Raw genomic sequence first — 15,473 nt, 5'->3', positions numbered from 1 at the left:
TCAAACCAGCTTTTCCAATTCCGAAAAATCTATTCTAGCAGTTGAATCCAGTGTTAGGGGAGTTATGGATACATTCCCTTTCTGTGCCACAACATGCACATCCGTACCTTCTTCCCCAAAAGGTACCAGATCGCCGGCAATCCAGTAATATGGCCTGCCTCTGGGATCATGACGCTCTTCCACGTCTGTTCTGAAAAGTTTTCTTGAAAGCCTTGTGAACTCTATTTCCGGATCGTCTTCAACATCATGTGGAATGTTAACATTGAGTACATCCACATTTTCAGGCAAACCGTATTTCAGGACTTTATCTGCAATATTTCTTACAACCTTTATGGCCACATCAAAATCATGCTCATGGTGCCTGAGGTCATCAAACTTCAGGCCTTCTTCTGTGACCTGTATAGACGCCGCAATTGCCGGAATGCCATGGCTTGCCCCTTCAAGTGCTGCACCCACAGTGCCGGATGTGGTAACAGTATCCGTGCTTATATTCTCACCGATGTTAAAACCCGAAACAAGCAGGTCGGGTTTTTCTTTCAGTATTGCAAAAATACCAAGGATAACTGAATCAGTAGGAGTTCCCCCTACAGCATAAGCATCCACGCCTTCAACTATTGTTTTGTGAATGCGAAGTGGCTCAAAAATGGAAATTGACCTTCCAACACCGCTTTGCTGGATTGCAGGAGCTGCGATAGTCACGTCTCCCAGAGGACTTACACTCCTGTAAGCAGCACGTATCCCGGCGGCGTAAACACCATCATCATTGGTCAGAAGAATTTTTTTTGACATCTAAGAACCTACTTAATTTCTAACAAGCCTTAAACATATGGTATAGCTTAAGCTCAAAACCAAATTAAAAAAAGAAAAAAGAACGGAGGAGATTGAGGGGATGGAGGAGGGAGGTAATTCCGTAAAGGAATTACCCGAAGGTGTACGGGATGCAAGTTCGTTTTTTAGTCTTCTATAGTAGCCTGCAGTGGCTTGTTGGGTTTAACGCTCTGGAATTCCGGACCTTTGAAAATTCCTTCTGAGAACTGACCACCATTCACTTCGCAGTTGTTCATGGTAGTATCTTCTTCAAATTCCGGATCATCAATAATGGGATCACAAAGGTATATTTGTAAATCTCCTGACCCATCCATGAAAACGGAAGGGTGAACACCTGTTTTTTCGTAATCTTCAACAGCGCCTCTAAAGACCAATGACATGTAGGTTATATCTTGCATCCTTATTCACCTTTACAATTAGTCGTTAGTTATGGACACCGATAAAAGTCCCATGAACACAAAAGCTCCAAAGATCGTCTCAATCATGTACACGTGGGAAATGAGAGATGCCGAAAAGGTTTTAAGATACAGCATGTTTGGACACACATCTGCCTTTAGGAAATGTTTTTATGGCTTGCTACTTTACGTGATAGAATACTGATTTACCAAAACTCATATTAATAAAACTCAACTGGGATAATTATGCTGGAAGAGGAATATCAAATTGATTTTTTCAAGGAAAACGGATTTACCCGTAAACAATGTCCAAAATGTGGGAAATTTTTCTGGACAAGGGACATGGAAAGAGAAACATGCGGTGACGCTCCATGTGACCCGTACACATTCATCGGAAATCCTATTTTCAAGAAGAGCCACGATCTGGCTGACATGAGGGAACTTTTCCTGTCATTTTTCGAGGAAAACGACCATACACGTATCGAACGCTACCCTGTAATTGCACGCTGGAGAGATGATATATATCTTACAATTGCATCAATTGCAGATTTCCAGCCTTTTGTGACATCAGGACAGGTCCCCCCACCAGCAAACCCCCTTACAATTTCACAGCCGTGCATAAGGCTTCCTGACCTTGATGCTGTGGGCCGTAGCGGCAGGCACCTCACAACCTTTGAGATGATGGCTCATCACGCATTCAACACCAGGGATCATGAGATTTACTGGAAAGAGCACACCCTTGAACTCTGTGATGGTTTCCTTAATAAGCTGGGCGCAGACCCTTATGAAGTAACTTATAAGGAAGAACCATGGGCAGGTGGAGGCAACGCTGGCCCTTGTGTGGAAACCCTTATTGGCGGACTGGAGGTTGCAACTCTTGTGTTCATGGATCTCCAGCAGCACAAAACCGGAGACATAACTATTAAAGGCGACCAATACCGAAAAATGGACAACTATATAGTTGACACCGGTTATGGGCTGGAAAGATTTGTGTGGGCTTCAAAGGGCTCGCCTACCATTTATGATGCTGTTTTCCCCAACGTTGTTGAGGAATTGATGGAACTTGCAGGCGTTGAACATCGCCTTGAAGACGAAGAATACTCAAATATCCTCTCCCAGAACGCAAGGCTTGCAGGACTCATGGACATCAGTGAGAAAGCAAATCTCTTCGAACTTCGAAAGCAAGTAGCTTCAGATATTGGAATCACAGTTGACAAACTGGCTACTATCATGGAACCTGTGGAAGATGTATACGCAATCGCCGACCACAGCCGTTGCCTGACTTTCATGCTTGGAGACGGTATTATCCCATCCAATGTGAAAGCAGGCTACCTTGCACGTCTTGTTATCAGGAGAACCCTGAAAATGATGCAGGATCGTGACATCCGCATTCCGCTTTCTGAAATTGTACAGATGCACATTCGCAACCTTCCGGAATATCCCGAATTTGAAGAGCGTTTTGATGTGATTCAGGAAATCCTTGAAGGCGAAGAAAAGAAGTTTCAGGAAACGCTGGATCGCGGAAGGAAAATGATCCAGAAGTCAGCAAAACACTACAAGAAAAACAATGAGAAAATGCCCCTTGATGCTATCATCGAAATGTATGATAGCCACGGGATTCCACCGGAAATCTCAAAAGATGCTGCTTCAGAAGTTGGTGTGGAAGTGGATCTTCCTGACAATTTTTACTCCCTTGTAGCTGATAAGCACAGCAAGAGTACAAAGGAAGAAAAAGAAGAATCGCCTTTTGCTGACAGGATCCGCAATTTGCCGGAAACCAAGCGCCTTTTCTACGACGAACCTCACAGGCTTGATTTTGAAGCGGTTGTTCTTGACATGTTTGAAAATAATATTGTCCTTGACAACACTCTTTTCTATCCAGAGGGTGGCGGACAACCTGCGGATCATGGAACACTCACAGTGGAAGACGCCTTACTCAATGTCGTGGATGTCCAGATGATCAATGGGATTGTAATCCACACCATCGACAAAATCGAGGACGAACTCCATATCAGGAAAGGAGATCTGGTCCACGGTAAAGTTGATGATGAAAGAAGGTGGGCACACGCAAGGCACCACACTGCAACACATGTCGTAAATGACGCTGCGAGGGAAGTGCTTGGCGATCACATCTGGCAGGCTGGAGCCCAGAAATTCACCGACCGTGCAAGACTTGATCTTTCACACTACAAGCGCATTTCCCAGGAAGAGATTGAGCAGATCGAAATCCTTGCAAACCGTATGGTAATGGAGAACAAAAGAGTTCTCAGCGAGTGGATGGACAGGACTGAAGCCGAACAGAAATACGGCTTTGGACTGTATCAGGGAGGCGTGCCACCTGGACAGAAAATCAGGGTTTTACATGTCGGAAATGACATCGAAGCATGTGCTGGTACTCACTGCACTTACACCGGTCAGATAGGGCCGATTAAGATTCTCAAGACCGAAAGGATTCAGGATGGTGTTGAAAGGATAGAATACGCTGCGGGAGAAGCAGCTGTCCTGGCAATGCAGCAAATGGATAACCTGATCAGGAAATCCGCAGACACACTACGTGTTCCAGCAGAACAGCTTCCTGCAACCACAGAACGATTCTTTGAGGAATGGAAAGACCTGAGGAAAGAGAACGAAAAACTCAAGGAAGAACTTGCTGCTTCAAGAGTTAGCCAGCTGGTAGATGGAGCTGAAGATGTTTCCGGAGTCAGGATGATTACAGAATTCATTCCCGGTGCAGACGCTGAAGGTCTTGCAAAAATGGTAAAACAGCTTTCCGCTGAAAATGGCAATCTTGTTACCCTCCTGCTTAGCGACAATGGCGGCGTGAAAGTCGCAGCTTCAGCAGGCAAAGATGCAATACAAAAGGGTGCTAATGCCGGTCTTATTGTCCGTGAAGTTACCGCTATTGTTGGAGGAGGAGGCGGTGGCAAACCGGATCTTGCACAGGGTGGAGGAACCGATCCGTCTAAGATCGAAGAAGCACTCGATGCAGGAAAGAAAACACTCGCTTCACAAATACAGGGGAAAGCTTAAGCTACCCCTTTCTTTTTTCTCCCCAAACATTAATATTATTAGAAAACAAATAGAGCAGGTAGCGATCAGGAAGGGGATCCGATGCCTGGGGAACAAACTGAAGAAATACTTGCAACACTGCGCAGGGAACTTGAAGGAAAGAATGTATTGTTATTTGCGCCTGCAAATGTCTTCAGTGAACGCATCATTCATTTTTACACTTCTTCAGTACTTGAAAACATCGATGATAAGAAAATCATCTGGCTTTGCCTTAAAGACCCACGGGAAAAAGTACTCTCCAGATTCAGCGAATATGGTCTCGATGTCGAATCATTCCTGGATAGAATGTGGTTTATTGATGTCGAGAAACCTGGCGTTGAACCGGCAAAAAACACACTCTATTGCAGTTCACAGACCGACTACATTAAAATAGGCTCCTATGTTGGAAAACTATTCACCGACTATCCGGACTCCCTGCTTATAATAGATGATCTGAATGTGCTTTCGAAAGACAGCCTGCAGGTTGTGGAAAATTTCGGAAAATTCCTGACACGCAGTGCAAGAGAACATTCAGGAAGCATTATTTCCATGCTTAATGTGGGCGGTTCATCTGAAGTGGAAAATGCTATGAAATCTTTTTTTGACGTTATAATCAATATTGACGAAGCCGGTGAGATGCATACTGAAATCGGATTGAAAACACTTGATTTCCGGTATAGTGTTGACAAGGGCGAAATCGAACTGGAATACATACAGAAGAAAGTCAAAAAAGACAGGCTTAAAATCCTTGTAGTGGATGATGAACCTGATATTCCCGATCTTATCAAGCTCTCTCTTGCAACCGAACCATATGATTTCCTGGTAGCATACAGCGGGAAAGAAGCTGTTGAAACAGCCACCAAAGAACTGCCAGATCTTCTTTTATTGGACATCATGATGCCCGACATGGATGGATATGAGGTTGTCGAGAAGCTGAAAACAGTCAGGGAAACAAGTGATATTGCCATTATCATGGTTTCAGCCAAAACCAATGTCGAAGACAAATTGAAGGGCATGGAACTTGGAATAGATGATTACATTTCCAAACCCTTTGATAAAAGGGAAATCAATGCCCGTATTAAAATGGTCATGAAGAGATTTGGGTGGAACCCACCTGAAACTTCTGAATAATAAAGGATAGTTTTCAACACCGAAATGTTAGAACTATTTGCTTCTTTTCCTGATTTGTTGAATAGTTTTAAATATGTTTTAACATCTTCGTTAATACGGGGAATTACTTGCGGTTTTACAACTAAAGAGTTGTACGCATGTAGCTCAAAATCGTATTTGGAGGATGACTAATGGCAGATAAGGATAACAAAGTACCTGAAAATGTTCCCGGGGAGTATTATGTAGACGATGAATGCATAGCATGCCGCCTTTGCACTTCCGACGCTCCGGACAATTTCAAAATGACAGATAATAATTCAACGGCATATGTATACAAACAACCTGAAAATGATTCAGAGATAGCGGCATGTGAGGCTGCGCTGGACAATTGTCCTGTGGAAGCCATTGGTAACAATGGATAAGAAAAATCGGTTTTTGTAAAAAGAAAAGAATAAGGGCATTTTTGCCCTCCACTTTAATTATTGATCCTTGAGAAGTTTCAATGCATCCCTGCATGCTGCAACGGCAGGTGCACCGGAAGTTATGGAAATCACTTCCATGGTTTCCATGATTTCTTCTTTTGTGGCCCCATTCTTAAGAGCACTCTGCATTTGCACCACAGTGCATCTTTCACACTGCTTGGATGCAACAACTGCCAAAGCCATCAAAATCTTCATTTTTGCCGGAAGGGCACCGTCTGTAAGAAGTTTGCCGTTACAACGGTTGTACTTCTTCAGGAAATGTGGATCCAATTCCCCAAGTGTCTTGAGAATCTGTGGTGTGAAGCCCAGTTTCTCGCTCATACTCTCTATCAATTCTTCGTGTTCAAGCTCTTCATGTTTTGACATTAAAATACCCCACTTCAATGAACATACAACATTTGTTTGTATGATATTTAGATTAATCCCTATCTTAAAACTAAGCTGTAATTCATAAATTGAATATGAATGCAAAAGCCGTTGTTTACAGTAAAGGCAGCAATCAGATTGCAATGCATCAGCAATTATGAAACATTACTTGTAATAAAAAAGAAGAGCAGGTAAAGGCCTGCTCATCAAGTTTCTTTCTTGAAGCAGATAAACCAGTCAAGGCAATATTTTCCTTCTTCCACAGTTTCAACCCTTTCTTTGGCAGTCCCACAGGAACCGGGTGGTGGAATGATAACATCATCTCCGGGTTGCCAGTTTGCAGGAGTTGCTATCTGTTCTGCATCGGATTTCTGCATGGCAAGCAGGATACGCTTGACTTCATCCATATTGCGACCGTTGCTCAACGGATAATAAAGAATACAACGGACCTTTGCTTTCGGATCGATTATGAAAACTGCACGTACTGCCTGTGTATTGGAGGCATTTGGCTGCAGCATTCCGAACTTCTTTGCCACTTCCATCGTAAGGTCTTCAATGACAGGGAAATTAACCTCAATATCCTTCAGGCCTTTGTACTCGATTTTTTCCTTGATGGTACGAAGCCATGCAATGTGAGCATAGATACTATCGATTGACAGACCAATCAATTCTGTGTTCAATTCCCTGAATTCGTCCTGCATGCTTGCAAAGGTCATGAATTCAGTCGTACAAACGGGAGTGAAATCAGCCGGATGACTGAAAAGGATTACCCATTTCCCTTTGTAATCATCAGGGAATTTTATTTCACCCTGTGTGGTTTTGGCTGTAAAAGCCGGTGCATCATCGCCTATTAACGGCATAGTTGGGTTTTCATCTTCCATACAAATTCACCTCTTGTGGATCCAGCATAAACCATTATGCTCCAGGATTTATGATGGTCAATTATAATCTAATCAAAATGTAGTTGTACCTTTTGGTGACCTGCCCTATAACCGGACTATTCTGGCAAGGCGCACGGCTTCTTTGCAAAAAGCCAAAGCTTCCGGGAATGAACAGAAAAATTAGCATGAGTTCAAGATTCCATTCAACTTATATAGGATTAGATAAGATGTTGTTCAAATTTCGCTGCAAATACAATGCAGTATCCTTGTTACCCAGCATCTGGAACCGGGTTCCAGCTGCATATTATCCATCATCATAACCGGAGTACCCCGATGACAATTCCAAAAGAATACAACCCCAGCGAGCTTGAGGAAAGATGGCAGAATACATGGGATTTATCCATGTACCATTTTGACTGGGAAGATAATACTCGTCCACAGTACATTATTGACACGCCACCACCATACCCTACCGGTAATTTCCATATCGGTAATGCTCTTAACTGGTGTTACATTGATTTTGAGGCTCGCTACAGGCGCATGAGGGGTTACAATGTCATGTTCCCGCAGGGCTGGGATTGCCATGGCCTTCCTACTGAAGTAAAAGTAGAAGAGATTCACGGAATTACAAAGAACCAGATCCCGAGGATGGAATTCAGGAAGCTTTGTGAGGAACTTACTGCCGGTAATATCGACAAGATGAGGAAAACCATGCTTCGCCTTGGTTTCTCAACTGACTGGAGTAACGAGTTCATCACAATGAACCCGGATTACTACGTCAAGACCCAGCGCTCTTTTGTGAAAATGAAAGACATGGACAGGATTTACCAGGCAGACCATCCGGTTAACTGGTGTCCACGCTGCGAAACCGCAATTGCATTTGCTGAAGTGGAATATGAGGGAAGGGATTCCAGCCTCAATTTTGTACATTTTGATAAAGTAGACATTGCCACCACAAGGCCTGAACTCATTGCAGCCTGTGTGGCAGTTGCAATTCACCCTGATGATGAGAGATACAACAAGAATGTGGGTGAAAAATTAAAAGTTCCTATTTTCGGCCACGAAGTAACAATTATTGCTGACAAGGAAGTTGATCCTGAATTTGGTACAGGTGTAGTCATGATCTGTACTTTCGGTGACAAGCAGGATGTCAGATGGTGGGTTGAACACAACCTGCCACTAAGAAAAGCCTTTGACCGCAATGGAAAGATGACTGCAATTGCCGGCAAGTACGAGGGCATGTCCGCTTCCGAATGCAAGCAAGCAATTATTGAGGACCTTAAAGCAGAAGGCTACATGTACGACCAGAAGCCCCTCGAGCAGAATGTAGGTGCATGCTGGAGATGTAAGACACCAATCGAGATTCTTTCAGAACGCCAATGGTTCGTAAAAATTGAAAATAATGAAATCCTCGAGACCGCTGACGAAATCGAGTGGATTCCCGAATACATGAAAATCCGTCTCCAGAACTGGACAAACACCATGGAATGGGACTGGTGTATTTCAAGGCAGAGGATTTTCGCAACCCCTATTCCGGTCTGGTACTGCAAGAAGTGCGGGGAAACAAAGGTTGCAAAAGAAGAATGGTTACCTCTTGATCCTACGCAGACCCAGCCACCGGAAGCATGTGTATGTGGTGCCACAGACTTTGAAGCAGAGGAAGATGTCCTTGACACATGGATGGATTCATCACTGACAGCCCTCCACGTATCCGGATGGCTCAGCGATCATGAAATGAGACTTCCAACACAGCTTCGTCCACAGGGTCACGATATCATTCGTACCTGGTCATTCTACAGTATTCTCAGGGCAAAAGCACTTCAGGACAGCAAGCCATGGGAATCAATTCTCATCAACGGAATGGTGCTGGGAGAAGATGGACACAAAATGAGCAAGTCCAGAGGAAACATCATCTCACCTGAAGAAGTTACAAAGGAATACAGTGCTGATGCATTCAGGCAATGGGCTGCAATCGGTGGTTCACCTGGTTCAGATGTTATGTTCAGGTGGAAGGATGTAGTCTCAGGTTCCAGATTTTTCAACAAGATGTGGAGTATTTTCCGCTTTTCAATGAACCATCTGGAAGGTTCACTTGATGACATTACCAAACCTGCTGAACTTGGAGCAGTTGACCTGTGGCTGCTCAGCAAACTGAATCGTCTTATCGATGATGTTACAGACAGCATGGACAAGCATCAGTTTGATGAAGCCTACAAGGCAATACGCGGATTTGCATGGGAAACTCTTGCTGACAACTATATCGAGCTGGCAAAGTCAAGATTGTATGGCGATGATGAAGCTGGTAAAAAGGCTGCAAAGTACTCACTTTATGTTACACTCGATGCCATTACCAGAATGCTTGCGCCCTTTGCTCCGTTCTTTGCTGAGGAAGTTTATTCACACATCGGAAACGGAAGCGTGCATGTTCAGGACTGGCCAGTGGCAGATGAAGCCATGGTAAGTGATGAAGCTGAGATGCAGGGTGAACTCATCAAGGAGATTGCAAGCAGTATTCGCCGCTACAAATCCGATCACGGAATTGCGCTTAATGCACCACTGTCAAAGCTTGAGATCTATGGCGGTTTCGGGGACATCACTGATCTTGCAGGCGTCACAAACTCACCAATAGAGGTAATTGAAGGCAAACCTGAATTCGAGCATGTGGCAAAAGAAGTCAAGCCAAACATGGGAGTGATCGGACCGAAGTACAGGAAACAGGCCGGTCAGATTATCGGTGCACTCAAAGCCCTTGATCCTGCTGAAGTTGCTGACATGATTGAAGCAGGGAAAGTTACTGTTGCAGTTGGTGATGAGACGTTTGAACTCGAATCCGATGCTGTGGAAGTTGAAAGAGAAGTAACCTCAGCCGGAAGAGCAGTAGACGTCCTTGAATTTGGAAAAGTGCTTGTTGTAATTGTACGGTAAAACAAGATTCGCAGGGGTTCAAAGCAAGAACCCTGTGTAAATATTCCATACCCCTTTTGTAATGAAATCTACAGCCAGGGCTGCCAAAAACAATCCAAGTAACCTGCTTACCACAAGTGTTCCAGAATATCCAATGAATTTGTAAATCCTTCTGGAAAAATACAGTGTAAAAAGGCATATCACGAAGGTCAGCAGGATTGCAAGTATTACCACCATTTGATGAAGAATTGACTCTGAACTTCCTGAAAGAAGGATTACGGTTGTAATAGTACCCGGGCCGGTCATCATTGGCATTGCAATCGGGAATATCCAGATGTCTTCACGATCCATGGATTCGCTGATTTCCCCTTCAGTGATACTTTCACGGGAAACGTGAGCCAGCATCATATCAAAAGCAATTTTGAAAAGAAGAATGCCTCCGGCAACCCTGAGAGTATCCACGCCTATTCCAAAGAAATCCAGGATACTATCACCCGTTACAGCAAAAAACAGGGCTATCACACATGCCAGCACAACAGCACGTTTTGCGATATGGTTTTTCTCCTGCAGAGTCATGTTGCTGGTTAACGATATGAATGTTATGAGTACTCCAATGGGACTAACAATAACAAAAAGAGAAACAAGGGAATAGATGAAATAACTCAATAAATCCATGTTACTGACTCCCTTAAAATCAAAGTCTCATACCACCTGATTCACTCAAGTCGCTTTGAATCTGCCTCATTGTCCGAATCTGACTCGTCAGACTCCTCAAGAAGACATAATTTGCCAACATCATCACACAGAATTGTGAATTCAGAATTTACCGACTCTACAATCGACCTCAAATGTTCAAGTGCTTTTAAGCGTATTATTCCCTCAGACTTGGTTAACTTTTCAGGATGAGACGTCTCCTTGATAGCATCAAGCATTTTTTCAATATCTTTTTCTTTCTTTTTCAGAATTTCAATTTCCTGTTTTTTCTCAAGAAGGATATCTTCCGGCAGACCGGATAATTTTTCCTCCAGATCTTTGATCTGATCCCCAAAATCCAATACCAGTTTCTGGGCTTTGTCTATAACTTCGGCCTCTGTCGCAAGATCGAAGATAACATCTTCAGGACTTTTCTTAATCATGTAGTCCTCTTCCGGAGTATGGATCTCAATTTCTTTCATGACAGGGGGGACAAAAAGGCGTTCCTCCGAAAGAACCCTTTGATTCATAAATGTGGGAGACACGATCTCAATCTGTGATTCATGAAGACTGTCCAGAATTAACCGGTTGAAGTTTGATTTGTCCGTGAGAAGGGAAGCTATGTTCTTCAGCAATCCTCCTACCTTATAGGTTACAGAAAAATCACCTAGCTCGAGAACATGGACAAAAGGGTCTTCTAATCCAGCCTTTTTAGCTGCATCGAGAAGAGCTTGCTCTATGCTCTCGTGAGGTATATCATATCCAAGTGAAACATTGGTGGAAATAATAGTACCGGAAGACAATATCGTTGTAAGAGGGGTTGACATAAGTTTCAGGTTAGGTATTGTTACTATATCCCTGTCTATGGATTGTATCTCTGTATAAAGGAGGTTTGTCCTTGAAACCCTTCCAAAGACATCACCACTGCGTATGTAGTCACCCACACTGAAAGGATGAGCAAGCCTTAGCATAATACCTGACATACCATTGGATACAAATGTTGTTGAAGAAAGAGCTACGGTGGCACCTACCACAATACCAATTGCACTGATAATAACCTGCTTTGATTCACCTGATATCGGGAGAGCAAACAGTACAAACAAAAATCCTATGAATCCAATTAATATAAGTACTGTATTCCTTACAAGAGAATATGATTTTAAAAAAGAAATTCTCCTGAAAAGGCGCTGAAGAAAAAGAACAAGAACTACCGTAAACACAAAAATTGCAACACTCGTATAGAACAACTCTATTTGCAAGATGCCTAAAACCCCCGTCGGATTGAGAGAAGCAGTTTGCTCCTCTAATACAGATTTGTTTCCTACGGTATTTAAACTTAGATGTAGTGGAGAAGGTTACTTGAGCCTGCCCGCAATCTCCAGCGCAATGGAAGCTACAGCTGTTGCATCCCTGCCGAGGATACGGATCATAGGTTCTTTCCCAATACCTCCCTCGTCATAGATTATTTCGGGAACACGCCCGTATTTTTCAATGGAATAGGATACACCCCAATCCATGGTATGGGTTTCTTCGGGTTCTTCTTCCCTATCAAAGGAAGATACTCCAAGCCCCATCTGGCTACACACTGTCAGGACTTCCCTACAATACTTGATATTCATAGCCGCCCGGAAGCGTGGATCCTGCTCCATTGCAGCAAGGATTATTCGTGCCACATGGCTGCTTGCTTCGAAATCCACATAACCGGCCATTTCCGGTTTGTTGCCTGAGCGCACTATGCGACCCGTAATACCCGCAACATCAGAAACAGTCGAGGCGCCTGGAATAGCCATGGCAATATTGGTACCAACTTCCGGAATCAGTTTTGTAAAAGAGTTTTCTGAAACCAGCATTTCTGAAGCATTCATGACTTCCTTTAGCGCATTGTAGCGATGTGCAGAAGTCCTGAGGGATGCCAGAGGATCTACCGGGGATTTGCCACTGCCAACATGTGGACTTCCGGAAATTGCATTTTCGACAAAACGCTTTGCGCATCTTGCGGCTTCCGCCATATCCAGATCCCTTGCAAGATATGCAAGCAGTGCAGAGGAATAAGTACATCCGGAACCATGGGTTCCACCTTTTACAAATCTGCCGGGAATCGTAGTAAAGCGATCACTCTCAGCCTCATAAACCAGATCGGAGGCATCAAGATGGCCACCTGTTATTATTACATTATTGATTCCACAATCTGCAATCCTGCGGGCAGCTTTTTTCCCTTCTTTCCATGATTTTATGGAAACACCGGAAAGTGCTTCTGCTTCCATTATATTTGGAGTTGTAACCAGACATTCCGGAAGCAGGATGTCACGCATTACGTCAACTGCGTCTTCTTTGAGAAGTTTACCACCAGATTCGGCAACCATAACCGGATCTGCCACAACTTTCAACCCTTGTCTTTTTATGGTTTCTGCAACTGATTCTACGATTTCATTGTTCGAAAGCATGCCAGTTTTTGCCCACCTGACGCGCATATCAGTGCATACTGCATCTATTTGCGAAGTAATGTGAGAGACCGGAATGTCAAATGTGTCCAGTACACCTGTAGTGTTCTGGGAAGTGACTGAAGTGATTGCGCACGAAGGGTGATACCCCAGAGCTGCAAATGTCCTTATGTCCGCTTCAATGCCCGCACCCCCGCCGGAATCCGAGCCTGCAATTGTCAGTAAAACCTTTGATCCAACCATTAATTACACCTGCAATAATCAGAATAATGCACTTTATCTTCGATAGTTTTATATATAGTATTTGCAACAAAAGAGAGTTACACCAATGGCTTTTATGCCTATGGATGATTATTGATTATACTACAATCTATTACACAATTTTAAATTCGGGGTAATATATTATGGGAAACAGGCCTCTGGACATATTAAACAACGCATTGAATGCATCCGTCATCGTCAGACTCAAAGGAGCCAGGGAATTCCGCGGAACACTACAGGGTTACGACGTACACATGAATCTTGTACTTGAAGAAGCTGAAGAACTCAAAGATGGGGAAATCGTTCGTAAGATAGGTAGTGTAGTCATAAGAGGAGACAATGTTGTCTACGTGTCTCCGTAACCTATATGAATAATAGGAACATCAAGGCTGATCCCTCACTATTATATCACAATTATAGAGATACAGAAGGTGACTAAGAGATGTCAAAAGGTACTCCCTCAAGGGGAAAGAGACAGAAGCGTACCCATGCTAAATGCAGGCGCTGTGGAAGCGTATCACTTAACATTCACACAAAGCAGTGCACATCCTGTGGATTCGGCAGGACTCCCAGAATGAGAAGTTACAAATGGCAATTGAAGTGCAAATACTAAACTCCTTTTTTTGCTGAGGTGCAAATGAAAGAAGAATGTGGTGTCGTGGGCGTTCTGATGAACGAGGAACCCCAGAGCGATACTGCTGCACTTCAGATATATTATGCCCTCTACGCCTTGCAGCACAGGGGGCAGGAATCTACCGGCATAACGATCCATGATGGTAAGAGCGTTCGCTCTATCAAAGGCATGGGTCTTGTTCCTGAAGTCTATTCCAGGGAGGACATAATCAACCTCAAGGGAAAAGTCGGCATCGGTCATGTTCGTTATTCCACAACCGGCGATTCAAGGATTGAGAATTGCCAGCCTTTGATTGTAAACTACAAAAGCGGAACTGTGGCAATTGCCCATAACGGTAACCTCGTAAACGGAAAAGAGCTCAGGAACAGGTTCGAAGCAGAAGGAAGAATCTTCATAACTGACTCCGACACAGAGGTTATAGCCCATCTGCTTGTAAAAGAACTGTTGCATCACGACCCTATTGAGGCCATAAAAAACGTAATGGGAAGACTCGTAGGATCGTATTCACTGGCAATAATGATTGATGACCAGTTAATAGCTGTAAGAGATCCCCTTGGATTTAAGCCGCTATGTATTGGAAGAATCGACGGCGGTCTTGTAGTGGCCTCTGAAAGTGTGGCAATTGATACCCTTAACGGGGAACTCATCCGTGATGTAAAACCCGGCGAAGTTATTATTTTCAAAGACGGGGAGTTTGAAAGCCACCAGATTTACAAAAATTCACGCTCATCCCACTGTGTTTTTGAATATATCTATTTTGCAAGACCTGACTCTATTATCGATGGCAGGCTTGTCTACAAAGTCAGGGAAAGAATCGGAAGGGAGCTTTCAAAAGAACATCCCGTAGATGCTGATGTAGTATCCCCGGTACCCGACTCGGGAATTACTTCAGCAATTGGTTATTCATATGAGTCAGGTCTTCGATATGAAGAAGGGTTGATGAAAAACAGGTATATTGGCAGGACTTTTATCCTCCCCGGACAGGCAATGCGTGAAACCGCAGTTCGTCTTAAGATGAATACGATTGCTCAGAATATCAAAGGCAAAAAAGTAATCCTTATTGACGACAGCATTGTCAGGGGAACAACATCACGCAAAATCATAAACATGGTCCGAAAAGCCGGTGCTTCCGAAGTACATGCAAGAATCGGAAGCCCTCCAATAATTGCACCATGTTACATGGGAATTGACATGGCTACCCGCGAAGAACTTATCGCAGCCGGTGAAGAAATCAAAACCGTCAAAAACACAATCAACGCAGATTCCCTTGGATACCTGAGTATTGATGGCCTTGTTAAGGCAATTGGCATTGATCGTGAAGAGTTGTGTCTTGGCTGTCTTACAAGTATTTATCCCATAGAGGTGCCTGGTGAAGAATGTCACTGCAGGCAGCTTACTATGAACGATTTCTGAATATTTGGTGTCTGGAG

Annotated in this window: 14 protein-coding genes; 7 read left to right on the top strand and 7 right to left on the bottom strand. The window is 43.7% G+C overall.

Annotated elements, in window-relative coordinates; all coding sequences use genetic code 11:
• Positions 1-789 (bottom strand): 5'/3'-nucleotidase SurE, encoded by a 789-nt coding sequence (gene surE, locus J2755_RS05795; protein WP_209680842.1) that lies wholly within the window; start codon positions 787-789, stop codon positions 1-3.
• 164 nt (positions 790-953) lie between these two features.
• A complete protein-coding gene (locus J2755_RS05790; protein WP_209680840.1) occupies positions 954-1,226 on the bottom strand; it encodes a hypothetical protein in 273 nt (90 codons plus the stop codon).
• Positions 1,227-1,469: 243 nt separating this feature from the next.
• On the opposite strand from J2755_RS05790, the gene alaS reads away from it, so the two are divergent.
• From alaS to J2755_RS05775, 3 genes are all read left to right on the top strand, one after another.
• On the top strand, positions 1,470-4,253 hold the full coding sequence (gene alaS, locus J2755_RS05785) for an alanine--tRNA ligase (protein WP_209680839.1): 2,784 nt from the start codon (positions 1,470-1,472) through the stop codon (positions 4,251-4,253).
• Positions 4,254-4,334: 81 nt separating this feature from the next.
• Entirely contained in the window at positions 4,335-5,402 is a 1,068-nt protein-coding gene (locus J2755_RS05780) for a response regulator transcription factor (RefSeq protein ID WP_209680838.1), read from the top strand.
• 170 nt (positions 5,403-5,572) lie between these two features.
• Entirely contained in the window at positions 5,573-5,803 is a 231-nt protein-coding gene (locus tag J2755_RS05775) for a ferredoxin (protein ID WP_209680837.1), read from the top strand.
• Between the two features lie 57 nt (positions 5,804-5,860).
• On the opposite strand, the gene J2755_RS05770 is transcribed toward J2755_RS05775, so the two are convergent.
• Complete coding sequence (locus J2755_RS05770; RefSeq protein WP_209680836.1) at positions 5,861-6,229, bottom strand: carboxymuconolactone decarboxylase family protein; 369 nt, start codon at positions 6,227-6,229, stop codon at positions 5,861-5,863.
• Positions 6,230-6,435: 206 nt separating this feature from the next.
• Positions 6,436-7,089 (bottom strand): peroxiredoxin, encoded by a 654-nt coding sequence (locus tag J2755_RS05765; RefSeq protein WP_209681438.1) that lies wholly within the window; start codon positions 7,087-7,089, stop codon positions 6,436-6,438.
• A gap of 354 nt (positions 7,090-7,443) precedes the next feature.
• Between J2755_RS05765 and J2755_RS05760 the strand changes: the two genes are divergently transcribed.
• Positions 7,444-10,035, top strand: a complete 2,592-nt coding sequence (locus J2755_RS05760) for a valine--tRNA ligase (protein ID WP_209680835.1) — start codon at positions 7,444-7,446, stop codon at positions 10,033-10,035.
• A gap of 18 nt (positions 10,036-10,053) precedes the next feature.
• Here J2755_RS05760 and J2755_RS05755 read toward each other — a convergent pair whose 3' ends face one another.
• The 3 genes from J2755_RS05755 to thiD all read right to left on the bottom strand — a co-directional run bounded on the left by J2755_RS05755 (position 10,054) and on the right by thiD (position 13,391).
• Positions 10,054-10,689, bottom strand: coding sequence for a MarC family protein (locus tag J2755_RS05755; protein WP_209680834.1), 636 nt, complete (start codon positions 10,687-10,689; stop codon positions 10,054-10,056).
• Between the two features lie 41 nt (positions 10,690-10,730).
• Positions 10,731-11,810, bottom strand: a complete 1,080-nt coding sequence (locus tag J2755_RS05750; RefSeq protein WP_209680833.1) for a mechanosensitive ion channel family protein — start codon at positions 11,808-11,810, stop codon at positions 10,731-10,733.
• Between the two features lie 252 nt (positions 11,811-12,062).
• On the bottom strand, positions 12,063-13,391 hold the full coding sequence (thiD, locus tag J2755_RS05745) for a bifunctional hydroxymethylpyrimidine kinase/phosphomethylpyrimidine kinase (protein ID WP_209680831.1): 1,329 nt from the start codon (positions 13,389-13,391) through the stop codon (positions 12,063-12,065).
• Between the two features lie 161 nt (positions 13,392-13,552).
• Between thiD and J2755_RS05740 the strand changes: the two genes are divergently transcribed.
• The 3 genes from J2755_RS05740 to purF all read left to right on the top strand — a co-directional run bounded on the left by J2755_RS05740 (position 13,553) and on the right by purF (position 15,456).
• Positions 13,553-13,771, top strand: coding sequence for an LSm family protein (locus J2755_RS05740; protein ID WP_209680829.1), 219 nt, complete (start codon positions 13,553-13,555; stop codon positions 13,769-13,771).
• An 80-nt stretch (positions 13,772-13,851) separates the two neighbouring features.
• Positions 13,852-14,022, top strand: coding sequence for a 50S ribosomal protein L37e (locus tag J2755_RS05735; RefSeq protein WP_209680827.1), 171 nt, complete (start codon positions 13,852-13,854; stop codon positions 14,020-14,022).
• A 24-nt stretch (positions 14,023-14,046) separates the two neighbouring features.
• Positions 14,047-15,456 (top strand): amidophosphoribosyltransferase, encoded by a 1,410-nt coding sequence (gene purF / locus J2755_RS05730; RefSeq protein ID WP_209680825.1) that lies wholly within the window; start codon positions 14,047-14,049, stop codon positions 15,454-15,456.
• Positions 15,457-15,473: the final 17 nt, after the last annotated feature.

The organism is Methanohalophilus levihalophilus (assembly GCF_017874375.1).
Lineage (GTDB): Archaea > Halobacteriota > Methanosarcinia > Methanosarcinales > Methanosarcinaceae > Methanohalophilus > Methanohalophilus levihalophilus.
The sequence above is the reverse complement of the archived record's forward strand: the minus strand, read 5'-3'. Positions and strand labels throughout refer to the sequence as shown.